Genomic DNA, 24,850 nt, shown 5'->3' with positions numbered 1-24,850 from the left:
GCAGGTCACACCCTAGTTAGAGACCGGACCCTTACACACTCAATGAAACACCCTCGCCTTGACTTCCCTTGGTGTTGCGGCCGCGGTCCAACGCCAAGGGAATCTGTTGGGGGAAGAGCTGTGGTCAGAGTTCGAGACAAGCGGCGATCTGGACCTATCCGAGTTCGCGGACGATAGCGAGTATGGCGTCTACTTCACCCCCATCTACGCCTCCAGCCAGCAGAAACGCTTTGGACGACAATAGTGATTAGCGCCCTTTAGTCGATCCCCGACCGAACAAAGACGGGCTTTCATGCACGTAGAAGTGTGTCATGGACCGAAGCGTGCTCGCCCACCCTCACGATCAACTCGCCGGCCATTCCTCCCCAGCGGGACCAAACGTGGAACTCAATCACGCCGCGCTCGCCCCGGACACTGACCTTCACGGTCTCTCGCTCAAGAACAAGGCGCACCTCGTCACCGTGGATCCAGCGGATGCTCGCTGACCCAGCGATCTCGTCCAAGGTAAGCGTTACGGTACTGCCGTCGTTCGCCCACGCCAACAGGTCGACCACCCAAGGCTGATCAGACGTCTCGATACCAACCCCGACGTCACTCAGGTCTTCAAGCCTTGGAACTTCCAGCGGGGCACTCATAACCACTTGCTCCCATATCACCCCGCCGCAAAGATCAGGACCAGCTGCACGCTACAGGATTCTTCAACTGACAGGGACTTGTGCGCTTTCTTAGGTGATGATGTTGATTGGGCCCCCGTTAGCAGTCCAGCGTCTATGCGATAGCTAATTGGTTTTCTTGCGTCCAGGTTTCCCAGTAGCGTTTCGGCGTCATGCCGTCCAGGGATCCGTGGGGCCGTTCATGATTGTAGATAGTCTTCCATTCCTCGGCCAAATACTTCGCTTCGGCCATGGTGTCCATGATCTCTCCGGAGAGTTGTTCCCTTCTGAATTGGGCGTTGAAGGATTCGATGAAGCCGTTCTGCCAAGGTGAGCCCGGGTCGATGAAGGCGGTGTCGACTCCGGCGGTATCGCACCAGTCGAGCAGTGCGGCGGCGGTGAATTCGGGGCCGTTGTCACACCTGAGGTATGTCGGTGCGGTGCCGGTTTCGGCGATGATGTTCTCCAGCACCGCGACCACGTCAGTGGCTTTGAACGACCTTCGCGGGATGACGGCCAGCGCCGTGCGGGTGTATTCATCGATGACGTTGAGGAACCGGATGTGCCGGCCGCAGGAGGTCACGTCGGATTGGAAGTCGAAGCTGACCACGTGCATCGGATACTGGGCTGTGAGGCGTTTCTGTTCCCCGGCGCCGGGCCCGGTGCGGCGCTTCTTCCGGGCTCTGGGTTTGCAGGTCAGGCCTTCGTCGCGCCAGAGCCTGCGGATGCGCTTCCTGTTCAGCGCTACCCCGTCCCACGCCGGCTGGGCCAGCAGGTGCCAGCGGGCCTTCCGCCAGCCCCACGCCGGGTGCTTCATTGCGATGGCACGCAGCTCCGAGCGGAGCTGCGCCTCTTCGAAGCCCATGTCGGGTTTCTTTTTGCGGAACGCGGACCGGTTCTGCCCCAAGACCTTGCAGGCGAAGCGTTCGGATGCCCCGAACTTCTCCACCGCCATGCGCACGGCACGGCGACGTGGTTCGGGGCTCAGAATTTTCCCTTCGCCACCTCGTTCAGGATGTCGATCGCCAGTTCCTTCTCCGCCAGCAACCGCTTGAGCCGGGCGTTCTCCTTCTCCAGCTCCTTGGTCCGCTTGGACGCTTCGGCGTTCTTCTCAGACCCGTACTGGTTCAGCCAGCGGTACCAAGTCGCCTCGGTGACCTGGAGCTCCTTGACGACCTCGACCATCGGACGGCCATCGTTGAGCATCTTTTGGCCCTGCCGGACCTTAGCGATGACCTGCTCCGGGGCGTGTCTGCGTGCCATGATTCGTGAATTACCTCCTGTGTCCATTCTCGGACACGAAACTCACACAAACACTGGACTACTCTCCGGGGACCCAACCAATGTTACATATGCACGATTCGATCCTCTCCGCCCAGATGCGGCTGACCGCCAGATTCGGGGCTGTCCCTACACCACCGTTGCAGGGCGTGAAAGGGGAGTGTCCAAAAACGTGTGGTCGCCTCATGTTTATCCACTTAACGGTCTGCGGCATGCAGCCGCGGCTGGGTAGAGTGGCTGGTTCATCTGGCGCGGTGAAGACCTAGGAACGGCGGATGACTTCTTCGTTCCGTTGTACGTCGAGCATCTGACGACACGGTGTTCTGAAGTCGTTCCCTCTCTTGCCTTGCCCGCAGGGTGGCGATTCCTCTTGACGCCTGGGCACGAAGATGTCTGGTTTGACGAGTCGTTGTTGAATGTTGAGGAAAGCTGACCCGGACGTCTGGATCTCTCGTTCGGGATTCGCGACAGGTAGAGGATCCCCGAGCGGGCAATGCAGCCAACGGGCCTCGCCTGGCGTAACAGCTGGCGCGAGAACAGGCTGCTCCGAGAGTGAATGCCTTCATTACCGCTTAGGAAATCTCACCACTGAAGCCGTTAGAGACGCCAAAATCATTATCCCGGGAGAGGAATCGGGGCTGAGAGATCCAAACCTGACGCTCAGGTAGTGACATCAAGGATGCACGACAACATCAACGGGACCAATTCCAGGTTGAGCCCAAGGGAGGCGGCCAGCCCTCTCCATAAACTCATTGGCACCTGCCAAAGCTGCCAGTAGACGCTCGCCCTTTTCCTCTACCACAATGACGAAGGGGACGTCTTGAGTTCGCCACCGATCAAGGATATTTGGAAACATGGATATAAAGTCGCCAGCGATGGGCGATGTTTCGGTGGCCCCACGAACAATCACTAAGTAACCCTTCCTGTTCCCGAACCACTCAAGGTCTGAGATTAAGTCAATGGCGGCATCGAGTCCCACGGTCCTATATGGATACCTAAACTTTGCTTCGAGGTAGGCACATAGGGCCGTCTCATCAGAGAGCCCCGACAAATCCAGTTCAAAGACCATCATCCCGTGTAGATGGGCATCGGCTTTGAGACGGTCGCGTAGGGAACCGGTGACGCCCAGGTGAACGGCATACTTTTTGCTGATGTCATCAATCTTCATGGTCCTACCTGATCTGAATGGGTGCATTCACATGGTCCCAATAATAGATGGCGTTGGGGTTCTTCTCGGATCCTTCGATGATTATTCGATCCGGTCCGCGCCTTGCTCCAGCGGGAGCTGCAGTCCATTCTGTATACGTCCCTTCGGGCAGCTGGCCCAGTCTATTTTCGTAAGGTTTGCCGTCGTGACCAGGAAAGCGGACTTTTCCGGTGGCTGCTCGAGAAATCGCGTCATCAACATTGGCACGAATTTCAGGGGAAAGTGCCTCCATAGCCGCTTTCAGGGAATTGGAGGATCCTCCCTTTAGGGCACCTCTAGCTGCTCCTTTCGCAGCCCCTCCACCGGGTATGAGCGAAGCTGCGGCCCCGATTTCTGCTTGCAGCTGGGCGTCCTCGTCGAGTTCCCCACCGTTATCGGCCGCGTTTCCGGCCGCCTGCAGTCCCGTGCCGACAAGTCCTCCTGTTAGGCACGCTCCAAACCCTGGTATGCAAGCCAGAACGCCTAGGGGGCCTCCAGCTATGATCGCGAATCCTTCCCATGTTCCTATGCCGAGCTTCCGGAAATCTGACTTTGTCGGTCCGCCATATCCAGCACCAAAGTCGGTCTTGAAGGCCCAGTCGTCAATGTTTCCCGGAGAAGACGAGGGAGCCGGGCTGGTTACCTTGAGCCACGATGGCACCGAAGGTGAGGAGGAGACAGGTGCGTTTCCGAGTAGTGGTGTATTAGATGAAGACGGGTAGGAGATTCCTGTTTCCTCAGTGCATCCACAACTTGGCCTCAACCCGCTTGGATCTGAGGTGTTAATGACCATGCCGAAGGCATACGTGTACGGGGTGAACCCCCGTTGGTCTTCTGTCGTGAGGATGGGGTCTGGCGCGGTAAATACGCCGAGGACGGGGTCCATGTCCCTGGCTCCGACGTGGGTGAGGGAGCTGATGCTGTCGTCGAGTCCGGCGATGTAGCCGTTGACGGCGCTGAACCCTGTGGCACTGGCGGCGTTGGTTCCTGTCCCGGAAGTGGCGGCTGCTGCGTTGGTGAAGGCTGCGGTGCCGGTTCCGGTGCTGTTGGCGCCGCGGGCGAGGCCGAGCGGGTCGGTGCGGCGGACAAGGGTGACGGCCCCGGTTCCGACGGTGGTGTTGGGCAGTGCCATGGTTTGGGCGGTGTTGATGTTGTCGCCGATGATGAACGCGACTTTGGTGCCGGCACTGGTGGCGGTGCGTTGGGCGACGACTTTACCGGAAAAGGTGTAGGTCTTGGTCGCTGTCTTGGCACCTGTTGCTGCGTTGTGGTGGGCGGTGATGCTGCCCAGGGTGATGGTGGTCCCGGTTCCGTCGATGATCCCGACGAGATTCCCGGCGGCGTCGTAGTACCGTGCCCCGGTGCTCCCGGCACCGGTTGTTGGTGCTGGGGGTGTGCCGGCTGTGGCATTGGGGTTCGGGTTGGCCGGGACAGTGCTGGTTCCGGTGGTGGTGTCGATTTTACCGTCGAGGGTGTAGGTGATGGTTTGCCCGGAACGGCCCGTCATCCGCCCTGCCGCGTCCCATGTGAAGGTCTGCGGTGTGGGGGTGGACCCGGTGACGGACTGGACCCGGTGGGGTCCAACGGTTCCGGGTGTGGGGTAGGCGTAGGTTTCGGTGACGGCGAGGGTGCCGTTGGATCCGAAGCGTTTGACCTGGGACCGGTCACCGGCTGCGGTGTAGGTGTAGGTCTGGGCGTAGGGTGCAGGGCCGCCGAGCCCTGTCACGCTTGCGGCCACGGGGGTTGGGGCGGTGCCGCAGGTTGTGGTTGCCGGGGTCCAGACGGCTTTGATCCGGTCGGCGTGGTCGTAGGTGTAGCACTGGTTGTCGGTCGGTGAGGACGGGCGTGAGGTGTAGGCCTGTTGGCGTGAGGTGATCCGCCCGGCCGGGTCGTATTTGTAGCTGGTGGTGCCTAGGTCCGGGGAGTTGACGCCGAGGTGGTTGGTGGCCTGGGTTTTGTTCAGCCGTCCGGTTGTTGCGTCCCAGGTGAGGGTCACGTCGATGCTGCCGGTCGTGTTGGCTCCGGAGGAGTAGTTGCTGTCGGCTTGGGTGTATTTGGTCAGCTGCCCCAGGTGGTTGTACATGCCGTTGCCGGCGTATTTGTTGCCGCTGCCGACAATCTCTGTCGGGTTGTCGAACCCGTCCCAGCCGTACCCGACGGATTCGGCCGGTAGCCCGGCAATGGCCGGGGTTCCGGCAACGTCGGTTTTGCCGGTGTAGGTGGTGGTGTTCGTGAAGGTGTAACTAATGCGGTCAAAAGTCGCCGCAGCCGTCGTGGGCTTTGCAGGTATGGTCTACCTCGCGACCGCCTAGTCAACGAGACGTACCCATGGGCCCCAAATGATTAAGCGGTCACCGGCAGCCGGCAGGGATTCCAGCTGCCTCCGTGCGAGAAGTTGCAGGGTTGAGCTGTTTTCGAAGGGTGCTGACCCTGGCATCGGACCGCTCTTAGACAAATTCGTTTCCGTGACCGCTTAGGGTCCCCTATTCGGGCGCTGTTTCAGCGGTCAGGCCTCGTGGGTCGGAGCGCCAGAAGAACAGCGCGCCGAATGCGGCACCTCCGAGAATCCCTGTGACAGCAGCCGTCGCCCAGCGATCAGCATGCAGTACTAGGGGAAGAACAGCGAAGAAGGCAAAGGTCGCGATAGATGAAGCCATCATTGCAACGGCACCAGTAGACAGCGCACGCCTCGATCGCGATGACGATTCCGGCACTACGCTCTCAAAGACATCCACGACCCCGGCAACGAGAAGCCCGAGCGCCGCTGTCGCCAAGCTGATAAAGAAAAAGGCGAACAGAGCCCATAGGGGCTCACCCAATTTGATTGGTTTTCCCCACCCCAAACTGAGGAAATAGACGGCCGATCCAGCTACCCCAAGGATTGCTCCCAGCAAAAGTAATCTGGGTTTCAACTCACCCCGCCGCCACTACCCAGGGCGGGAAGGTTTTCCAACCATCATGGAGCACTGCTTTCCGAAGATTCTTGGTGACAAGTCCAACTTTTCGAGCAATGCTATCGGACTTCCTCCGGCGGGAGGGGCATCCGAGCGACTGTGCGCTCAGGGATCGAGTTAGGTTCATTCTATGATGAAACCAATGACGGAAGCCATGAGCACCATTGACGAACACTTGGTGCGGCTTCAGCGCCCGACAGTTCAGCTGCTAAATCCTGGAGCGGACGCTGAAGAGGCTCGTCGCCGTTTCGGGGCACATGGTCTGCGACTCGGCAGGGAGCTCGCTGCACTGTATGGCTGGCATAACGGAACAAACGTTGCTCCAGGCGTTGTCTTGGATGACGCCCATCTCCTTCCGGGCTTCTATCTCATGAGTATCGACGAGGCATTCAGAACTTTCGAGAAGATGGATGAACTCAATGTCAGCCCCTCGTGGCTGCCTATCTTGACTAATGGTGGAGGAGATTTCTCGTTTATTGATTGCTCGACGGAAGATGTCCAGCCCATATTCAACTTCCGTTTCGAACAAGACGTCCATAGAATGCAGTTCCTGTCCGTAAGCGACATGCTTGGAACGATTGCTGAGGCTTATGACCAGGAAGTCTTCTTCCTGGAGGAACGTTGGCTTGAAACGGACGATGAGGCATGGTGGGAGCTTGCGCGATCCCTTAATCCAAGAGCGGATTATTGGAGTCACTAATGGGATAATTCTTCCGGGTATGAACTCGCCTAGTGCCTGTCCCTGCACGGTTGGGGATCCTTACCCGGACAAATATGTCGCTTGGACTACGGCGGGTACCGGGAGGCATATTCCTGCTACCGTGCTAGCTGTCCTGCCCCCGAGGCTCCATAAAGGCCCCTTGTCCAGCAAGCAAAGGGCGTTCCGCAAACGATCAATCACGCGAGGCAAAATGACCGACGACGGGCCGTTCATCCGAGCCGAAGCCGGAGGCATCCACGGAAGAAGGGACGAGCAGGAAATCACAATCGCCAATGATCTCATCCAGGCTGTCCTCGGGTACCAACTTGCAAAATTCCGCCTAGACTACGGAGTCCACCTGGAATTAGGAAACGACTTCGAGATCACTATCGAGACGGAATTCACCCTCGAAGCTGGCGAAATACGGTGGACCGGCGAGCCACTGACGACAGAGGCAGGTAAAGTCCTCTTACCTCTGACCTCGACGACGGTATCGGAAGCCACGATCGGCAACGATGGTACGTTACGTCTCGCCCTTGGCCAGGCGACGCTGACGGTTTCGCCGCACCCTCTTTACGAGGCATGGCAATTCAGAGGACCCCGAGACTTACTGATTGTGTGCTCGCCCGGCGGTGACTACGTCGCGTACTGGGCGCCGATCCTTGACCCCTAACCCTGCCCCGCTAAGGGATCCCCATCCGGGCGTGCAGCGGTGTCGTCAATCGACACCGCTGCCGATTGACGACACAGCTTCCACGGCGTTGCTAGATTGAGTCCGTGAAACTTAAGGACAGCAATGACCTGTCTTCAATCAACTGCTGTCGTTGATCGAAGAACACGGGTGGGCGGTACGTCATGTCGGCGCTTCAGCCCGGGAAGCATCACCACCGACCTCACCGAACCGCCAGCTCCCATCGCTTTCATCTCGGCAGAAAACGTCACAGGGCTGACGGCGGTGGCAGAAGTGTACGGCAAAGTAGAGGCTCTACAAGCAATCTGGAGTGACTCCACCGGACGGTTGCCCTGGGAGCCGTCCTACCGCAATGCTGCGGATGCGCAACCTCTGTTGGGTCCAGTCCCCGAGTCCTTCACCTAACCTTCTAGCTGGGTTGTAACAACGCCCGGTAGAGGATCCTCAAACTGGACGAAAATGCCTCGAGGCTTCTGGCCGTGCAAAAACCGATGGCAGGACGCCACGTTTCGTGTGTCAGTCCCGTCCCGACGGGTCTTCGCTCTCCTCGGCCGTGTCCTGCATCCCCCAGCGAACATTGAAGGCGTCAGCACTATTCAGCCCGAAACCGAGCCTATGCTCGGCTGGCACAAACTGAACACCTTCCGCAAAATGCATCGTCAGTTCGATCCGCGGACTTACCTCTAAACGGTCGTCTTCGACGCGTTTGACGTCATCGAGAGACACTCGCCATTCCATAACGGGGAACGAATTCGGTGGTTCTCCCATCCCCTCTGGGTCCATCACTTGGCCTATGAGATGTCCCCTCATCTCAATCCAAAGCGGGCTTGTGTCGACCAGTTTCTTGGTCAACAGCCCAGAGTGCGTTTCTGCTTCAAGAACGAGAAGGTTCAGTACCCCTGCTCGAACATAATCAAGGAGCTTTCGGGCGTGGAGATTGGCACTCGCTCGGTACTCTGACACTGCTATGCTCCCGTGCTCTAGTCCGTCGCTTGCCCTTCGTGCCGCGTCGTAAGTGTCTATATCTCCTTGGCAGATGACGTCTCGTCGCACTCTCGCTAGGAGCATCTCGATCCAGTTCGAACGCGTCACATCGATCCCTCTGTGCTGCGCATGGTCCTCGCGAGACTCGAAGCCGAGAGCCTCCTGTTGGGCCCGCTCGGCGGCAGGCGCAAGAGCCTCGAGAGCCATGTAGGCGTGGGCTAGTGCGAAAGCTTGGCCCCTGGTGTTCCAGTATTGGAGCGCAGCGTGGTACTGTCCGATCGCTCGGCTGAGACGGGCCGACTCTGGGGAGGCTAGGAAGGATTGGAGCAACTGGCCGAGAAGCCCTTTATCGAGCCTTCTGGTCCTCGAAGCGCGTCCAGAGTTCGACATCCACAGGCGCCGGTTCGGAAGGCAGTCCCTTAAGCGCAAAGCGATGGCCGGGCAGAAGCTCAGTTCCACTGCCCGCCAAGAGGAGCACGCGCCATCGTGCGGATTCATCTACAGCCTTCATGCATCCATCCCCTGTCATCCTGAAACAGAGCCGTTCCCACGGAAGTGGCGACCACATTTCCACCAACTCCCGTCGAATCACCATGGTCTGTACCCTGGTGCCCTCCGGTCGCTGCAGTGGCTTCAACATGCGGTAACGGCTCCAGCCAAGGCTACTTCTAAGGCGCCGTTCACTCACGGTCAACTCGTTCGGTAAGGGATCCTCAAACGGACGTCGGATAGCGTGACAGACTTCTAGCCAGTTCGGATTAGTTTCCGCGATTGCTCGACTGAAGGAGGAACTTACTTAGTGTCGCAGGTACAAAGACGAGAGGCAGTATATGACCTCATCCAGTTGCGGTGCCCGTTGCAGGAGGCCTTGGCTCGATTGTCGACTTTTGAATGGCCATCGCAGGAAGAGCTCGCCACTGCCTTTGCTCGGGATATCGGCCATGCACTTGATGAATTTTGGGCCGGGAAGATTAGCGCAGATGATCTTTGTGTGTGGGCTGAGGAACTGCAGGGCCGAGAAGATATTGCACTGAATCCCGAGGATCGCGATTTCTTGGCGGATGCACTATTCCAACTGTCTACGCCCGAGATATGTGGTCCCGCTGATGAGGTGGCCCTTGCCCTCAGGGTGCGGCTGACCTAACACCCAGGCCCTCATAGAAGACAGCCTGCCCGGTGAGGGATCCTTCACCGGGCAGGCTGAAACGGCCAGTGCTCTCGATGAGCCTGCGGAACGCCGCCCCGAGGGCGTCAGCCCGCCAGCAACTTCCCCCATTTGGGGTCCAATAGCGGCGCCCCCGCCAGCTTCAGGGCGTGCCAAAGGGTAACCGCCACGGAATCGAGAACGGGTACTCCGGTGCGGGCCTCCACCTCCGCCGTGATGTTGGCGCCGTACAGGTTGGTGCAGAGATACACCAACGCATCAGGATGGGATGCTGCGAGCTCCAGTGAACCCGGCAGCATCTCGTCGTCCGTCACCCGTGCGAACGACTCGTTGTCGCTCAGGTCCAGATGGCGGTGGTCGATGGTCTTGATCCCCTCGCGGGCGTAGGAAGCGATCACGGCGTCATTCACATCCGGGGTGTAGGGCGTGAACAGCCCGATCCGCTCGGTCTCGAACTCGGAAAACGCGGAAAGGTAGGCCAGCGTCGAGGTCGTGGCCGCGATGCCGGTGGCTTCGGTGATCTCCCGTACCATGGCGTGGTCATGCGCGGAGCCGAGCCACGATCCCGACGTCCCGTTCCAGGCGATGACATCAACGTTCGCCGTGGCCAGCAGTTCGGCGGCAGCCCTCATCACGGACGAATCGAACTGCTTGTCCGAGGAATCATCCAGCGCAATACGGGTCACCGGGATTCGGGTGGAATGGATGGTCACGTCCCGGCGGTCGCCGAGGATCCGGTAGGTCTGGGGTTCCAGGCACGTGTTGGAGGACGGCACGATCATGCCGATGCGGGTAGGGCGGTCAAATGAAGGCATGGGGGTCTCCTAGGCGGAAGCGGAAACAGGTGCAGAAAGGGAACGGTGTTCGGTGAAGCCGTTGCGGGCGATGAAGCGGCCCGCGGCTCCGGGATCGTGGAAGCCGGCGGTGTCCAGGACCACGCGACCGGCAGAAACCACGACGGCGGGCCAGCCGTTCAGCGTCTTCCCCTCGAAAGGCGAGAAGTCCGTCCCCATGTGCAGCGCACCGCCGTCGACGGTTCGCTGTGCGGCGGGATCGAAGATCACGAGGTCGGCGTCGAAGCCTTCAACGATGGCGCCTTTTCCAGGGAGCGCGTTGATGCGCGCGGGGCCGGCGGAAAAGACCTCCACGAAGTCCTCCACGGAGCCGCCTGACTCGGTGACCAAAGCCGTGAAGGCAACGGGCATCCGGGTTTCGACGCCGGGCAGGCCGTGAGGCATGAAGCGGATATCGTCCGTGCGCTCGCGTTTTTGGGAGAGGTCGTAGCAGGAGTGGTCCGAGGAGACGGTATGGATGGCGCCGGAGGCGAGGCGTTCCTTCAGGGCAGCAACGGTTTCTGCGTTGCGCATCGGCGGGCAGCAGGCGTACCACTCGGGGAACGTGGATCCGTACACGCTCTCATCCAGGGTGACGTAGTGCGGGCACGTCTCGGAGTAGGCCTCCTGGCCGCGCTCGCGGGCGGCGGTCACCAGGTCCACGGCGCCGGGCGTGGACTGGTGGACGAAGTAGACGGGGGCTCCGGTGTACTCGGCCATGGCCAATGTTTCCTTGACGGAGACTTCCTCGGCGAGTTCGGGCCGCGTGCGGTGCAGGTGTTCGATTCCGATCAGGCCATCGGAGGCGTGCTGCTCGGTGCAATCGGCAATGATGGCGTCGTGTTCGGCATGGATGTACGTGAGACCGTCCAAGCGCACCATTTCGCGCATGATCTTCAGGATGGTGTCGTTGTCCGCCATGGTGGTGCCGCGGTTGGTGGTGTACATCTTCACTGACCGGACGCCCTCGGCGGCGAGTTGTTCGAGCTGCCACGGTACGGTCTCATCCCAGGCGATCACTGAGCCGTGCAGGGCAACGTCGCAGCGGGACTCCTGGGCGAGGCGTTTCTTGTTGAGCACTGCCTCGAGTGGTGTTTCCTGGGCGTCGCGGGGGATGCCGAAATCGATGATGGTGGTGGTTCCGCCCCACAGTGCTGCGGTGGAGGTGGTGGCGTAGTCGTCCAGCGTCCGGAAGCGGCCGGTGACCTGTGCGACGTGGCAGTGCCCGTCCACGCCGCCGGGAATCACCAGCATGCCTGCAGCATCCACGGTGCGGGCCGCTGCGGGTACGGGTTCGGTGGCGTCGAGCAGCGCGGTGACTTTTCCGCCGTCGACGATGACGTGGGCGGACTGCCGCCCGAAACTGTTCACCACCGTGCCGTTGGCGATCACGAGGTCTGGGAGTTGGGACATCTTCGTCCTCCTGTTCTGAAGGGTTCTTAGGACGTGGCCGAGAGGTGCGCTGCTTGCGCGGCGGTCATGGCGGCGTCGAGGTTAGGGGAGAGGCCGCGGCGCGCTTTGACCGGCGGGGCCGCGAAGGAGCCACCCCGGTGGGTGCCGGACTTGAGGGAGACCACGGCCTCGGCCATGCGGATGCCTGCCGAGATGCCGTCTACCACCGGGACGGGGATTTGGCCTTCCAGGTCGCGGGCCAGCCCGGCAAGCGGGGCGCCGGCGAGGATCACGACGTCGGCTCCGTCCTCAGCGACGGCCTGCCGGCTTAGTGCCAGCAGGGTTTCTTTGAAGTCTGCCTGGACCGAACCGATGGAATTGAGGGATTGGTTGATGGAACGGATGGACGCGAGGCGGCCGCCGAAACCGAAGCGTTCCACGCAATCGCGGTACCAGGCCTGGATGCGGTCGGAGATAGCGATGATGGAGAAGCGCTGGCCTTGCAGGGCCGCGGCGCACAGGGCCGCTTCCGTGATCCCGATGACGGGGATGTCCACCAGTTCCTTCAGGGCCGGCATGCCGGGATCGCCAAAGGCGGCCACGACGACGCCGTCAATGGCGGAACCTGAGCTTGCGTCCGAAGCTGGACTGCCGTCGTCGTGCGTGTATTCGGCAATCAGCTCTGCGACCGCGCCGGCGGCAATCAGGGATTCAAAGCGCGTCTCGATGTACTCGACGCCGTGCCCGGCGGTCCGGACCACCAGCTCGGTGCCCTCGCTGGCTGAACGCAGGGCTTCTGCCTCAATGAGCGCCGTGACGTCGTCGCTGATGTTGGGGTTGATGACCAGGAGTTTCATGGCTTCTTCCGTAGTTTTCTGGGTTCGGGCACGCCCGCGCCGGTTTCCTCCGGGAACTGGTCGCGGTACTTGCTGACGTGCGACGCCGACTGGTGGGCCGCGCGGTCAGGGTCGCCGCTGGCGATGGCTGCGTAGAGTTCGCGGTGCTCGCGGATGAGTTCGGGCAGGTCGCTGACGTGACGGAACAGCCAGTGCATGCGGCCTTGGAGGGGTTCCAGCGCGGAGCGGAGAAAGTCGTTGTTGGCGATGCGGGTGATGGCATCGTGGAATTCGCTGTTGGCGCGGTGGGCTTCCAGGATGGAGCCTTTCGCGAGGAACTTTTCGGCTTGGTCGAGCAGGCCTTCGAGCTGACGGAGGTCTTCTGCGGTGGCGCGCTTGGCAGCCAGTCGGCAGGCGAGGACTTCGAGGGATTGCCGGACGTCGAAGAGGTCTTCCACGTCCTTCGCGCTGAGTCCGCTGACCTCGCTGCCGCGCCCTGCACGGTCGCGGATCAGGCCTTCTTGACGGAGCATCCGGAGCGCCTCGCGGATGGGGAGCCGGGAAACGTTGAATTCGGCAGCAAGGTCCCGCTCCACCAGCCGGGTACCGGGCGCATAATGCCCTTCGAAAATCCTGGAACGGAGCGTGTCACGCACGGATTCCCGGAGGGGGCGGTCCGTGTTGTTCGTGTCTTCTGCGGTCAGCATGTGAGCTCCATTTCGTGATGTGTGAGGCAATGCGCCCGGTCCCGGCGGTGCCCGGCCATTGGGTGGTTCAGGACCCTCCGGCCGGCCCGGTGAGTGCGAGTCAGACCGGGAGCCGCTTGTTGTAATCGAGGGCCAGGACGGAGATGCCCATGACCACAGCGGATCCAACAAAGTACAGCAGTGCCCAGGTGTAGGAGCCGGTGGCCCCGACAATCAGGCCTACCACAATCGGGGTGACGAACCCGGCAATGTTGCCGCTGAAGTTCATCGCTCCACCCAGCACGCCGGCATTGGTACGGCCGCCAAGGATGGACGGGATGGACCAGAAGAGGCCCACCCAGCGGAGGAAGAACAGGACTGCGGAGAGGAGGACGACGGCGGTGATCGGGTCCGGGACGATCGTCACGCCAACCAGGCCGCCGACTACGACGAGGCTGGAGATACCCAGCAGGGTGCGCATGACTTTGTTGGCCGAAGCGCCGGAGGCCCGCCACTTGTCCGCAATGGCGCCGCCGAGGATCTCGCCGACGAAGCCCGCGCCGAAGATCACGAACGTGGACCAGCCGATGGTCTTCAGGTCAAAGCCCTTTGCCTGTGCCAGGTACAGCGGACCCCACGTCAGCAGGCCGTAGAACACTCCGTTGAAGCCGAGCCAGCCGAAGCACATGGCCCAGAAGGAGCGGAACTTCAGGTAAGGCAGGAGGGCGCGCTTGCCCTGTGCCCCTTCACGGGCGGCCTCGGCGTCTTCCTCGGCGTGGGATTCTTCGATGTAGCTGGCTTCGGCATCGTTCACGCCCTTGTGCTGGCGGGGGTTGTCACGGATGTACCACCAGACGGCCAGGCCCATGAGGACGGTGGCTCCGCCGGCGATGATGAAGGACATCCGCCAGCTGCCGGTGGAGGCGATCAGCCAGGTGATGAGGATGCCGCCCAGACCGGCACCCAGGGGAGCTCCGGCGTCGAGGATGGTGGCGCCGCGGCCACGTTCCTTCCTGTGCATCCAGATGGCATTGAGCTTGCCGCCGGCCGGCATGACGCCGGCCTCGGTGACGCCGATGCCCAAACGGGCGATGAACATGCTGAGGAATCCGCCGGCAAGGCCGGATGCGGCCGTGGCAGCACCCCAGCCGACGCACGATGCGGTGACAACTTTGCGGGGGCCGAACCTGTCAATCAGCCAGCCCACGGGGATTTGCATAAGGGCGTACGTCCAGAAGAACGCCGATAGCAGCAGGCCCACGAGTTCAGGGGCGAGGTTGAATTCTTTTTGGATGATGGGGAGGGCTACGGAGATGGAACCACGGTCGATGTAATTGACCGCAACCAGGACCAACAAGAGGATAAAGAGCTTCCAGCGGACGTTCGTGCGTCGCTGCACGCCGTCCTTGCCGGGCTTTTGGTCGGTGTCCTGGGTTGCCAGTTGGGCGTTTTCGGTAGACACAGCTTCTCCTTCAGTAGGAGTCGACGGGATGGGGAATGTCTTTGGGGTGAGCCGGTGCGGGATATCGCTGCGGCGTGACCCTTACCGGCGGCAACTGTTGCGGTGCCTGCTCTTCGGTGGAACGTGCCCGCAGCCGGTGGTGGATCTTTTGGGATCCCGTTTTGGGATCCCAAAATCAAAGTTAGGTGTGGCGGGGGCCACTGTCAAGGGGTTTGGTATACCCAGCCTTCCGGCAAATTGTGACCGACGGTTTCTGCGGTGGATGGTTCAGTGCTTATCGATTGCTGCGGCTCCGCTTCCGACATGCGAAAACCCGGCGAACCTTGGTAGGTTCACCGGGCTTTCGTTGAGGTACTGGGCAGGATCTTGGTGGAGCTGGGCCAGCGGTTCTGGGCCGCTTGGGATACCGGCCCTTCTGGTGAGTTGGGCTTAACCCGGCCTGGGTATGCCAGCTGCCGGGCCGCCGTCGTGCTTTGCTCTTTAGCGGATGGGGTCGTTGTCCAGGTCGCGGTTCCCGCGGCCGTTTGTTTCCTTGAGCAGGTCGCGGATCTCGGCCAGCAGGGCAGTGTCGGCAGGCAGCGGCTCTTCCTCGGGCTCCTCGGTGGACAGGCGGTCCTTGACCATGGAGTTGATCTTGTTCATGGGCGCCACAAAGATGAAATAGACCACGGCAGCGGTGATCAGGAACGTCACCAGAGCGGTCAGGACGGCCCCCAGGTTCACGAAGGTGGCCTCGTTGTCAGGCCAAATCCGGAAGCCCAGGCCATCGGCGTTGACGCCGCCGGCCGCTGCGATCACCGGGTTGATGATGTTGTTGGTGAACGCGCCCACCAGTGCGGTGAAGGCGCTGCCAATGACGACGGCGATCGCCAGCTCGATCACGTTGCCGCGGAGAATGAAGTCCTTGAAACCCTTAAACATGTCATGTCCTCTGATCAGTCGGTGCTCATCGCTCAAAGCAGAGAACAAACTACCACCCGCAAGTATCAGGGCGATGTCACGCGACGGCCTCCGCGGTGGAGGCACGTGAAGGTCGACGGCGGCCAAGCCACCTTTCGGCGGCACCCATGGCCCTCGTGGCAAACGCCCAGTAGGCGATGCCACCGGCCAGCGACGCCGCAACTGCCAGGCCGAGGCTGGCCTCGGCGAACAGTGGATAAACGAGCCAATGCGTCACGTAGATGTACATGGAAGACGTGGCCAGCAACGCAGTGATCCGGTGAAGGCCCCGCGGCACAGGCAGGGTGGTTATCCAGAGCAGGATGAGGAACCCCACCAGGACCGTGGCGCTGCGGGGTTCGCTGGAGAACGATCCCGGAATGGTCAGCAGCGCCACGAGGGTCATGGCCGAGCGTTGCCACCACGTCTTGGACAAAGCGGCGGCCCAGCCGAAGGCGAAAAGCCACAGGACGGGCCCCTGCCCGGGGTAGGGGAGTTCGATCACGTCGAACCGTTGGAGCAGGTCAATCGCCGCGAGGCTGAGCGGAAGCAGCCACGGCCACCTGCGCTGTGCCCTGTCCAGGGCGGGGATGGCCAGCAGCGCCGCCAGGCCCACCAGGATATGCACCAGGATCTCAATGAACCAGAAGCGCGACATGTCGGTCCAGCCTTGGGGCCCCACCAACGTGTTGAGCAGGAAAATGTTGTGCCAACCGTAGTCGTCCGTGGTGGCGAAGGCCACGCCGATCACCGCCATGCTGGGCAGGGCGATCCGTGCCACCGCCTTCAGTTGCCGTTTGAGCCGTTCCCGGCGTGGGCCCGACAGTTGGAACCGGGCAAAGTTGTATCCAGCCACCGCTATCAGGACGTGGGCCGTCCCTTCCCAGTCGAAGAGGCCCACATGGGTGGAAACGATGAAGATGATGGCCACTGCCCGCAGGACGATCCCGGTCTCCATGCGCGCAATCAACCTGCGACGCTGCGGCGCCGTCCCCGGCTGTGGGTTGGGTCCCGCCTTGTTGGGCCCTGCTGGCTTCGCTTCCGGTTCTTTGGGAGTCAGTTCGCACACCGGCATCAGGTGCCACCCGTCGGGAAGGTAGCCCAAGGCACTTTCCAGCCGGACCGACGCGGCTACGTAGGAGAGCGAATCGCCGCCCAATGAGACGAACGTGTCCGTTTCCTTGACGTCGGTCCGCTCAAGAACATCGGCAAAAATGGTCTTGGGGTCATCGCAGGCTTTTGCGGATGGAAGCTCCGGGTTCCTTTGCGGCTCCTGCGATGCCAAGGCGAGGACGGCAGGGTAATCCGTCTTTCCGTTGACCAGCCGTGGAATCGAGTCGACTGAGCAGAGGGTCAACGCCGCCCGGGGTATGCCAAGGTCCTGCGCCACGGTCTTCGCGAGAATGGAGAGTTCATGCTTGCCTTCGACCGCGGCCACGAGGCCACTGTCGGACCCGGCAACTGCTGCCGTGACGCCGTAGTCGGCCAGGATCTTTTCGACCCGTCCCAGGTCAACGCGCAGCCCCACGATCTTCACGAAGCGACTCCGCCGCCCGACGATCTGGTACAAGCCTCCCGGCCCCCTGCGTGCGAGGTCGCCCGTGCGGAGCTCGGTGATGTCCCGTCCCCGGGCGAGGTCCGATGGCTGCTCGGCGTAACCCAGCATGACGTTCGGCCCGGAGTAGACGAGCTCGCTCTCATCCAGGCCGGGCACGGGCTCCAGCCGGAAGGATCCTCCGGGAATGGGGACCCCTATGGCGTTGGGGTTATCAGCGGCCTCATCCGGGGGAAGGTACGCCATCCGTGCTGTCGCTTCGGTCTGGCCGTACATCACAAAGAGGTCCCAGCCACGCTCCTGGCCGAGCTGCGCATAACGGCGCACGCGGGCAGGGTCCAGGCGTCCGCCCGCCTGGGTGATGTACCGGAGGCTGGGCAGCTCCATGGTTTCGAAGCCCACGCGTTCGAGCAGGTCAAAGGTGTAGGGAACCGCGGCGAAAGACGTGACAGACCGCGACCGCATCAGCTCCCAGAAGCACGGGTCAACCACGGACAGATCCGTGAGGGCAATTGAGGCACCCACCAGGAGGTGGCTGTTCACGACGCTCATGCCGTAGCAGTAGGACAGGGGAAGCGTGGTGGCCGCCGTGTCCGCCGGACGGAGATGCAGGTACTGCGCAATGGCCTGCGCATTCGCCTGCACCGATGCTGCGGAGATGCGGACCAGTTTGGGTGATCCGGTTGAGCCCGACGTGCTCAGCAGCAGGGCGAGTTCGGGATGGAGATCGTGCTTGCTCCCGGAGCGGCGTTCTTCAAGGGTTGTTCCACCGTCGACGGAGCGCGCAATGAGATCCGGCTCGTAAGCCGCCAGCAGCGACTCAACGGCAGGGCCTCCGCCGGAGGGAAGGATGAGCAGCGGATGGCCCGACGAGAGGGCTGCCAGGTACACCGTCAACGACGACAAAGTGTTGTCGGCCTCGAGGGCGACCAGGCGGCGGGCGCTGCCAAACGACGCCGCCATCTCCTGGACTCGGCAGGCCAGTTGGGCGTAGCTCACTGTGTCTGTTCCGAGGTGTACTGCGGGCCGGTCTCCAAACGATGCCAAATGGGCGGCAAAGGAGACTCCGGCCAAATCCGGCTGAATACTCACCAAGGCAAGATAGAAGGTATGCCTAACCTAACTCAAATGGATTTGCGCGCGGTTCCGAAATGTGAAGCCTTGGAGCAACCCGGAAAAGGGGAGGGGAAGTGATAGAGCAACGGACCTTCGGACGCTCTATCACTTCCCGCCGCCCTGCGGGGGACGCTCTAGCACTTCCCAACCGCCCTGACCTGCGCGTCTTGCCTTTCTTCGCGATCACCCGCTATGGTGTGAAGCGTGTCACCGAGGTGGCGCACACGCTTTTGATCTGCGGCGGGAGAGTCCTGCCGGGTACATCCAGTCAGGCGCCGTAGGAGCAAATCCTCCCCAGGAATCTCTCAGGCCCATGTACCGCCGCGGCGAGGCAACTCTGGAAAGCAGTCCGGGCAACCGGGCTCACCGACGGTGCAAGTGGGCAACCAAGTCCACGGAATCTCTCAGGTCCAATACAGAGCGGGGAGGAACCCATATTCACCATGGCGCTCAGCGGGCGCCTGAATCCTGGAGTTCCTCTTGACTGTTCAATCCTCCCCAACCGCGTTCGCGGACCGGCATATCGGCGCCCGCCGCCAGGCTGATATCGACACCATGCTCAAGGCCATTGGATACGACTCCGTTGATGGCCTGGTTGACGTTGCGGTCCCCGATTCCATCCGCCAGTCCTCGCCGCTGACCCTGCAGAAGGCCCTCAGCGAGACCCAGGTTCTGGCCGAACTCCGCAAGCTCGCGGCCAAGAATAAGACTGCCGTCCAGATGATCGGCCAGGGCTACTACGACACCATCACGCCCCCGGTGATCCGCCGCAACATCCTTGAGTCCCCGGCTTGGTACACCGCCTACACCCCTTACCAGCCCGAAATTTCCCAGGGCCGCCTCGAAGCACTCCTGAACTTCCAGACCATGGTCCAGGACCTCACGGGCTTGCCGATCGCCAACGCTTCCCTCCTTGACGAAGCCACCGCCGTTGCCGAGGCCGTGCTGCTCATGCGCCGCGCCAACAAGGACAAGACCGCGAAGGACGGCAAGACCGTCCTGGACGCCGACCTGTTCCCGCAGACCATTGCGATCGTGAAGGGCCGCGCAGAAGCGCTCGGCTTCGAGGTGGAGGTTGCGGACCTCTCCGCAGGACTGCCCGACGGCGACATCAACGGCGTCGTCCTCCAGCAGCCGGGCGTCTCGGGCCGGGTGTTCAACCACGCCCCCGTGATCGCGTCCGCGAAGGAGCGCGGTGCACTGGTCACCGTTGCCGCCGACCTGCTGGCACTCACCCTCATCACGCCCCCGGGCGAGCAGGGTGCGGACATCGCCGTCGGAACCGCGCAGCGCTTCGGCGTTCCGCTGTTCTTCGGTGGCCCGCACGCCGCTTACATGGCCGTCCGCCAGGGCATGGAGCGCACCCTCCCGGGCCGCATCGTTGGTGTGTCCAAGGACAACGCCGGCGTTCCCGCCTACCGCCTCGCCCTGCAGACCCGCGAGCAGCACATCCGCCGCGAAAAGGCCACGTCCAACATCTGCACGGCACAGGCCCTGCTCGCGATCGTTGCCTCGATGTACGCGGTGTACCACGGTCCGGACGGACTCAAGGCGATCGCCGAGACTGTGCACGGCCACGCTCGCGTTCTGGCCACGGCACTGCAGAAGGCCGGCCGCGAACTCGTCTCCGATTCGTTCTTCGACACCCTCACCGTCCGCGTCCCGGGCAAGGCAAGCAAGGTGATCGGTGCCGCCGAAGCACGTGGCATCAACCTCCGCCGCATCGACGAGGACACCGTGGGTGTTTCCGTTGATGAAACCACGACGCCGGAGGTCCTCTCCGCGGTTGCCGTCGCCTTCGGCGCTGGTCCGGTCGGGGACGCGGCAGGGTTCGAACTGGCCTCGGACGTGCTCCGTACCTCCGACTTCCTGCAGCACCCCGTGTTCAGCACGCACCGTTCCGAGACGCAGCTGTTGCGCTATATCCGCAAGCTGTCCGACCGGGACCTGGCGCTGGACCGCACCATGATCCCGCTGGGTTCGTGCACCATGAAGCTGAACGCCACGGCGGAGATGGAAGCCATTTCCTGGCCCGAGTTCGCCTCCATCCACCCCTTCGCTCCTGATTCCCAGACCGAAGGTTGGCGTGAGCTGATCACCGGCCTGGAAGCTGACCTGACCGAGATCACGGGTTACGACCAGGTCTCCATCCAGCCGAACGCCGGGTCCCAGGGCGAGCTGGCCGGGCTCCTCGCCATCCGCGGCTACCACCACTCCCGCGGAGACCAGCAGCGCAACGTCTGCCTCATCCCCGCCTCGGCACACGGCACCAACGCAGCGTCCGCCGTGCTCGCGGGCATGAAGGTTGTGGTGGTTGCCACGGCGCCCGATGGCACCATCGACCACGAGGATCTCAAGGCCAAGATCGAGGCGAACCGTGACGTCTTGTCGGCCATCATGATCACCTACCCGTCCACGCACGGTGTTTACGACGCCGACGTTGTTGAGGTGTGCGAGGCAGTGCACGAAGCCGGTGGCCAGGTGTACGTCGATGGCGCGAACCTGAACGCGCTGGTGGGCTTGGCGCAGCCGGGCAAGTTCGGCGGCGACGTGTCCCACCTGAACCTGCACAAGACCTTCTGCATCCCCCACGGCGGTGGCGGGCCGGGCGTCGGCCCCGTTGCTGCGAAGGCGCACCTGGCCCCGTTCATGCCGGGCGATGCCAATAAGGCAGCGCATGAGGAAGGGCATGGCGTTTCCATCTCGGCCTCCCGTTTCGGTTCGGCCGGCGTGCTCCCCATCTCCTGGGCTTACGTGAAGCTCATGGGCGGCGAAGGACTGACCGAAGCAACCAAGTCCGCCCTGCTGGCTGCCAACTACGTAGCTTCCCGCTTGAACGAGCATTTCCCTGTCCTTTACACGGGCGAAGGTGGACTGGTTGCCCACGAGTGCATCCTGGATCTCCGTGAACTGACCGCCCGCACCGGCGTGACCGCCGAGGACGTGGCCAAGCGCCTCATCGACTTCGGCTTCCACGCCCCCACCCTGGCGTTCCCGGTCGCCGGCACCCTCATGGTTGAGCCCACAGAGTCCGAGGACCTGGCCGAGATCGACCGCTTCATCGAAGCCATGATCACCATCCGGGCCGAAATCGAACAGGTAGCCAGCGGAGACTTCTCCGTGGAGGACTCCCCGCTTCGCAACGCACCGCACACGGCAGCCGCCGTCGTGAGTTCATCCTGGGAGCGCAACTACCCGCGTGAGCAGGCAGCCTTCCCGGTGCCGAGCCTCAAGCAGGACAAGTACTTCCCGCCGGTTGGCCGGATTGACGGTGCTGCGGGCGACCGCAACCTCGTCTGCTCGTGCCCTCCGATCGAAGACTTCGAGAACTAAAGGACCCCGACATGTCTGACAATTACACCGCTCTCTACGAGCAGCACAAAAAGGCCGGCGCCTCCTTCACGGATTTTGGCGGTTGGCAGATGCCCTTGAAGTACGAATCCGAGCTGGCCGAGCACCACGCCGTCCGCAACGCCGCGGGCCTGTTCGACCTCTCCCACATGGGTGAAGTCTGGGTCACCGGGCCGCAGGCCGCCGCGTTCCTGGACTACGCGCTGGTTGGCAAGTTGTCCGCGGTGGCAGAAGGCAAAGCGAAGTACTCGCTGATCTGCGATGCCGACGGCGGAATCATCGATGACCTCATCACGTACCGTCGCCCCTCGTCGGAGGAAGGCGTGGACAAGTTCCTCGTGGTTCCGAACGCGGGCAACGCTGCCGTGGTGGCCGCTGCCCTGCTGGAGCGCGCCGCCGGTTTCGACGTCGTTGTGGAGGACGCCTCCGCGGAGACCTCACTGGTCGCTGTACAGGGACCAAACGCCGAGGCAATCCTGCTCAAGCTCGTTCCCGCAGAGCAGCACTTGCTGGTCACGGAACTGAAGTACTACGCCGCCGTCGAGGTTTCGATTGCCGGTGACGAGCTGCTGTTGGCCCGCACTGGATACACGGGCGAGGACGGGTTCGAGATCTACGTGCCCAACCAGGACGCCGCTGAGCTGTGGGAGGCGCTGCTTGAAGCCGGGGAAGGCCAGGGCCTCATCCCGGCAGGCCTCGCAGCCCGCGACTCGCTCCGCCTTGAAGCGGGCATGCCCCTCTACGGCAACGAGCTCTCCCGCCACGTCAATGCCTACGCAGCCGGACTCGGCCCGGTTGTGGCGTTGTCCAAGGAAAGCGATTTTGTGGGGAAAGAAGCACTGGCCGCCATCAAGGCTGCGGGTGTTGGATCCACGATCGGTCAGAAGCTGGTCGGCCTCAAGGGCACCGGCCGTCGTGCAGCCCGCGCGCATTATTCGGTTCTGAAGGACGGCACCCTCATCGGTGAGGTGACCTCCGGCCAGCCGAGCCCAACACTCGGTTACCCGGTGGCGTTGGCGTATGTCGACGTCGAGCATTCCGCTCCGGGTACCACAGTTGAGGTGGACCTGCGCGGCAAGGCCGAGCCATTCGAAGTTGTGGCGCTGCCGTTCTACAAGCGTTCCAAGTAGTCACGAGAGAAGGATTTTGAGATGAGCAAAGTTGTTGCCGGGCTGAAGTACTCGGCTGAACATGAATGGGTTGCTGCAGATGGCGGCGGACCGGTAGGCATCGGCATCTCCGCCGTGGCCGCCGACGCCCTGGGCGACATTGTTTACGTGGACCTGCCCGAGGTTGGCTCTACGGTGACCGCAGGCGAGACCTGCGGCGAGGTGGAATCGACCAAGTCCGTTTCCGACCTGTACTCGCCCGTTACCGGTGAGGTGACCGAGATCAACGACGCTGTGGTCGATGATCACGCACTCATCAATAACGATCCCTACGGTGCCGGCTGGCTGTTCAAGGTTGCCGCCACGGACGAAGGGCCGCTCATGACGGGCGAAGAGTACGCAGCAGCCAACGGAGGCGAACTGTGACCCCTGTATCCGTGACTGAATTCGAACAGGTCGTATCGCCGTCGTTGGACGCCGACCTCGCGTCGCTGGACCCTGAGATCGCGGCGAAGATCGACGACGAACTGGGCCGCCAGCGCGGTGGCCTGGAAATGATCGCGTCCGAAAACCACACCGCCGTTGCTGTGATGCAGGCGCAGGGCTCGGTTCTGACCAACAAGTACGCCGAGGGCTACCCGGGCAAGCGCTACTACGGTGGCTGCGAGCACGTGGATGTGATCGAGCAGCTCGCGATCGACCGTATCAAGTCCCTCTTCGGGGCCGAATACGCGAACGTGCAGCCGCACTCCGGTGCGCAGGCCAACGCGTCCGTGATGCACGCACTCATCAAGCCTGGCGACACCATCATGGGCCTCAACCTCGCCCACGGCGGTCACCTCACGCACGGCATGCGGATCAACTTCTCCGGCAAGCTGTACAACGTGGTGCCCTATGGCGTCCGCGAAGACACCCACACCGTCGACATGGCCGAGGTGGAGCGTCTGGCCCAGGAACACAAGCCTGCACTGATCGTGGCTGGTTGGTCCGCATACGCGCGGCAGCTGGACTTCGCAGAGTTCCGCCGGATCGCTGATTCCGTTGGCGCCTACCTGATGGTGGACATGGCCCACTTCGCCGGTTTGGTTGCCGCTGGCCTGCACCCCTCGCCGGTGCCGCACGCCCACGTCACCACCTCCACCACGCACAAGACCCTCGCCGGTCCCCGTGGCGGCATCATCCTCTCCAACGATGCCGACGTCGCCAAGAAGATCAACTCTGCCGTCTTCCCCGGACAGCAGGGTGGCCCCCTGGAACACGTGATCGCAGGCAAGGCTGTGGCGTTCAAGATCGCTGCTTCCGAGGAATTCCGTGAGCGGCAGTCACGCGTCCTGGCCGGCGCCCGCATCCTCGCGGAACGCCTGGTGCAGCCCGACGTCGCTGCTGCTGGGATTTCTGTAGTGTCCGGCGGCACGGACGTGCACCTGGTCCTCGTGGACCTTCGCAACTGCGAACTCGACGGCCAACAAGCCGAAGACCGCCTCGCCGCGATCGACATCACCGTCAACCGCAACGCTGTGCCGTTCGACCCCCGCCCGCCGATGGTCACCTCCGGGTTGCGCATCGGTACGCCGGCCCTCGCCACGCGCGGGTTCGGCGAAGCAGCCTTCCGCGAGGTTGCGGACATCATCGCCGAGGCATTGACCGCCGACGCCGAGGCGGACCTTTCGGGCCTGCGTCACCGTGTAGAGGTCCTCGCCGCTGCTCATCCTCTGTACCCCGAGGTCGCGAACTTGGGTTAGGGGCTGATCGTCCGGCGGACCTCACATCCGATTCGTGGGCTAGCTGCGGAGTGTGCCGTGCGCACGGCACACTGCGCAGCGAACCCCCGAATCGGTCTGGCATTGATCTCCCGGGTGTGGCATTTGCTGGGAACGGATGCTGCACATTTACACCGGGTTGGAGGTTTGTACTGGACCTCCACGGGGGCTGGGCCGGCCTTGGCTCGGACTTGGCC

General features: G+C 62.4%; 24 protein-coding genes and 1 riboswitch. Of the genes, 10 read left to right on the top strand and 14 right to left on the bottom strand.

Annotated features, from left to right (window positions below; genetic code table 11):
- Positions 1-58 precede the first annotated feature (58 nt).
- A complete protein-coding gene (locus AUR_RS09145; RefSeq protein ID WP_062098561.1) occupies positions 59-244 on the top strand; it encodes a hypothetical protein in 186 nt (61 codons plus the stop codon).
- Between the two features lie 46 nt (positions 245-290).
- On the opposite strand, the gene AUR_RS09140 is transcribed toward AUR_RS09145, so the two are convergent.
- Together AUR_RS09140 and AUR_RS09135 are read right to left on the bottom strand one after the other, a co-directional pair.
- Entirely contained in the window at positions 291-635 is a 345-nt protein-coding gene (locus tag AUR_RS09140) for a hypothetical protein (protein ID WP_021474465.1), read from the bottom strand.
- 133 nt (positions 636-768) lie between these two features.
- Positions 769-1,916, bottom strand: a protein-coding gene (locus AUR_RS09135; protein WP_128397125.1) for an IS3 family transposase whose coding sequence is annotated in 2 segments (ribosomal slippage) — positions 769-1,643 and positions 1,643-1,916 — 1,149 coding nt in all. Because the reading frame shifts where the segments join, the coding sequence is not laid out codon by codon here.
- A 262-nt stretch (positions 1,917-2,178) separates the two neighbouring features.
- Between AUR_RS09135 and AUR_RS20835 the strand changes: the two genes are divergently transcribed.
- Positions 2,179-2,367 (top strand): immunity protein Imm33 domain-containing protein, encoded by a 189-nt coding sequence (locus AUR_RS20835; protein WP_421913980.1) that lies wholly within the window; start codon positions 2,179-2,181, stop codon positions 2,365-2,367.
- Between the two features lie 240 nt (positions 2,368-2,607).
- On the opposite strand, the gene AUR_RS09130 is transcribed toward AUR_RS20835, so the two are convergent.
- The 3 genes from AUR_RS09130 to AUR_RS09120 all read right to left on the bottom strand — a co-directional run bounded on the left by AUR_RS09130 (position 2,608) and on the right by AUR_RS09120 (position 6,014).
- Positions 2,608-3,102, bottom strand: a complete 495-nt coding sequence (locus AUR_RS09130; RefSeq protein ID WP_021474466.1) for a barstar family protein — start codon at positions 3,100-3,102, stop codon at positions 2,608-2,610.
- Positions 3,103-3,106: 4 nt separating this feature from the next.
- Complete coding sequence (locus AUR_RS09125; protein ID WP_062098559.1) at positions 3,107-5,203, bottom strand: ribonuclease domain-containing protein; 2,097 nt, start codon at positions 5,201-5,203, stop codon at positions 3,107-3,109.
- Positions 5,204-5,603: 400 nt separating this feature from the next.
- Positions 5,604-6,014, bottom strand: a complete 411-nt coding sequence (locus AUR_RS09120) for a hypothetical protein (RefSeq protein ID WP_021474470.1) — start codon at positions 6,012-6,014, stop codon at positions 5,604-5,606.
- 214 nt (positions 6,015-6,228) lie between these two features.
- Here AUR_RS09120 and AUR_RS09115 point away from each other — a divergent pair, with 214 nt between their 5' ends.
- The 3 genes from AUR_RS09115 to AUR_RS20830 all read left to right on the top strand — a co-directional run bounded on the left by AUR_RS09115 (position 6,229) and on the right by AUR_RS20830 (position 7,870).
- Positions 6,229-6,774: an SMI1/KNR4 family protein gene (locus tag AUR_RS09115; protein WP_206616232.1), complete on the top strand. Its 546-nt coding sequence runs from the start codon at positions 6,229-6,231 to the stop codon at positions 6,772-6,774.
- Between the two features lie 211 nt (positions 6,775-6,985).
- Positions 6,986-7,447: a DUF6188 family protein gene (locus AUR_RS09110; protein ID WP_021474472.1), complete on the top strand. Its 462-nt coding sequence runs from the start codon at positions 6,986-6,988 to the stop codon at positions 7,445-7,447.
- Between the two features lie 123 nt (positions 7,448-7,570).
- Complete coding sequence (locus tag AUR_RS20830) at positions 7,571-7,870, top strand: DUF4262 domain-containing protein (RefSeq protein ID WP_128397124.1); 300 nt, start codon at positions 7,571-7,573, stop codon at positions 7,868-7,870.
- A 111-nt stretch (positions 7,871-7,981) separates the two neighbouring features.
- Here AUR_RS20830 and AUR_RS09100 read toward each other — a convergent pair whose 3' ends face one another.
- Entirely contained in the window at positions 7,982-8,656 is a 675-nt protein-coding gene (locus tag AUR_RS09100; RefSeq protein ID WP_128397123.1) for a hypothetical protein, read from the bottom strand.
- Between the two features lie 139 nt (positions 8,657-8,795).
- A complete protein-coding gene (locus tag AUR_RS20270; RefSeq protein ID WP_156784028.1) occupies positions 8,796-8,960 on the bottom strand; it encodes a hypothetical protein in 165 nt (54 codons plus the stop codon).
- Positions 8,961-9,248: 288 nt separating this feature from the next.
- Between AUR_RS20270 and AUR_RS09095 the strand changes: the two genes are divergently transcribed.
- Positions 9,249-9,593, top strand: coding sequence for a hypothetical protein (locus tag AUR_RS09095; protein ID WP_021474476.1), 345 nt, complete (start codon positions 9,249-9,251; stop codon positions 9,591-9,593).
- A 107-nt stretch (positions 9,594-9,700) separates the two neighbouring features.
- Here AUR_RS09095 and AUR_RS09090 read toward each other — a convergent pair whose 3' ends face one another.
- The 7 genes from AUR_RS09090 to AUR_RS09060 all read right to left on the bottom strand — a co-directional run bounded on the left by AUR_RS09090 (position 9,701) and on the right by AUR_RS09060 (position 18,409).
- Positions 9,701-10,429 (bottom strand): maleate cis-trans isomerase family protein, encoded by a 729-nt coding sequence (locus AUR_RS09090; RefSeq protein WP_062098555.1) that lies wholly within the window; start codon positions 10,427-10,429, stop codon positions 9,701-9,703.
- 9 nt (positions 10,430-10,438) lie between these two features.
- The gene (locus tag AUR_RS09085) at positions 10,439-11,860 is read right to left on the bottom strand and encodes an amidohydrolase family protein (RefSeq protein WP_062098554.1); all 1,422 of its coding nucleotides are present in this window, start codon (positions 11,858-11,860) and stop codon (positions 10,439-10,441) included.
- 26 nt (positions 11,861-11,886) lie between these two features.
- Entirely contained in the window at positions 11,887-12,696 is an 810-nt protein-coding gene (locus AUR_RS09080; RefSeq protein ID WP_062098552.1) for an aspartate/glutamate racemase family protein, read from the bottom strand.
- Positions 12,693-13,382: a GntR family transcriptional regulator gene (locus AUR_RS09075; RefSeq protein WP_021474480.1), complete on the bottom strand. Its 690-nt coding sequence runs from the start codon at positions 13,380-13,382 to the stop codon at positions 12,693-12,695. The genes AUR_RS09080 and AUR_RS09075 overlap by 4 nt, the downstream gene beginning before the upstream one ends.
- Positions 13,383-13,482: 100 nt before the next feature.
- Positions 13,483-14,823, bottom strand: a complete 1,341-nt coding sequence (locus tag AUR_RS09070) for an MFS transporter (protein ID WP_021474481.1) — start codon at positions 14,821-14,823, stop codon at positions 13,483-13,485.
- 480 nt (positions 14,824-15,303) lie between these two features.
- Positions 15,304-15,744 carry a large conductance mechanosensitive channel protein MscL gene (gene mscL, locus AUR_RS09065; RefSeq protein ID WP_062098548.1) on the bottom strand — a complete coding sequence of 147 codons (441 nt, stop codon included), beginning with the start codon at positions 15,742-15,744 and terminating at the stop codon, positions 15,304-15,306.
- A 76-nt stretch (positions 15,745-15,820) separates the two neighbouring features.
- Positions 15,821-18,409 carry an AMP-binding protein gene (locus tag AUR_RS09060; RefSeq protein ID WP_062098546.1) on the bottom strand — a complete coding sequence of 863 codons (2,589 nt, stop codon included), beginning with the start codon at positions 18,407-18,409 and terminating at the stop codon, positions 15,821-15,823.
- Between the two features lie 255 nt (positions 18,410-18,664).
- A riboswitch (glycine riboswitch) is annotated at positions 18,665-18,764 on the top strand.
- A 149-nt stretch (positions 18,765-18,913) separates the two neighbouring features.
- Between AUR_RS09060 and gcvP the strand changes: the two genes are divergently transcribed.
- The 4 genes from gcvP to glyA are packed head-to-tail and all read left to right on the top strand — an operon-like array spanning position 18,914 to position 24,635.
- A complete protein-coding gene (gcvP, locus tag AUR_RS09055; protein ID WP_062098544.1) occupies positions 18,914-21,766 on the top strand; it encodes an aminomethyl-transferring glycine dehydrogenase in 2,853 nt (950 codons plus the stop codon).
- An 11-nt stretch (positions 21,767-21,777) separates the two neighbouring features.
- Complete coding sequence (gcvT, locus tag AUR_RS09050) at positions 21,778-22,914, top strand: glycine cleavage system aminomethyltransferase GcvT (RefSeq protein ID WP_062098542.1); 1,137 nt, start codon at positions 21,778-21,780, stop codon at positions 22,912-22,914.
- A 21-nt stretch (positions 22,915-22,935) separates the two neighbouring features.
- On the top strand, positions 22,936-23,319 hold the full coding sequence (gcvH, locus tag AUR_RS09045) for a glycine cleavage system protein GcvH (RefSeq protein ID WP_128397122.1): 384 nt from the start codon (positions 22,936-22,938) through the stop codon (positions 23,317-23,319).
- On the top strand, positions 23,316-24,635 hold the full coding sequence (gene glyA / locus AUR_RS09040; protein ID WP_062098540.1) for a serine hydroxymethyltransferase: 1,320 nt from the start codon (positions 23,316-23,318) through the stop codon (positions 24,633-24,635). Before gcvH ends, glyA begins: the two co-directional genes overlap by 4 nt.
- Positions 24,636-24,850 lie beyond the last annotated feature (215 nt).

Source organism: Paenarthrobacter ureafaciens (assembly GCF_004028095.1).
Classification (GTDB): Bacteria; Actinomycetota; Actinomycetes; order Actinomycetales; family Micrococcaceae; genus Arthrobacter; species Arthrobacter ureafaciens.
The sequence above is the reverse complement of the archived record's forward strand: the minus strand, read 5'-3'. Positions and strand labels throughout refer to the sequence as shown.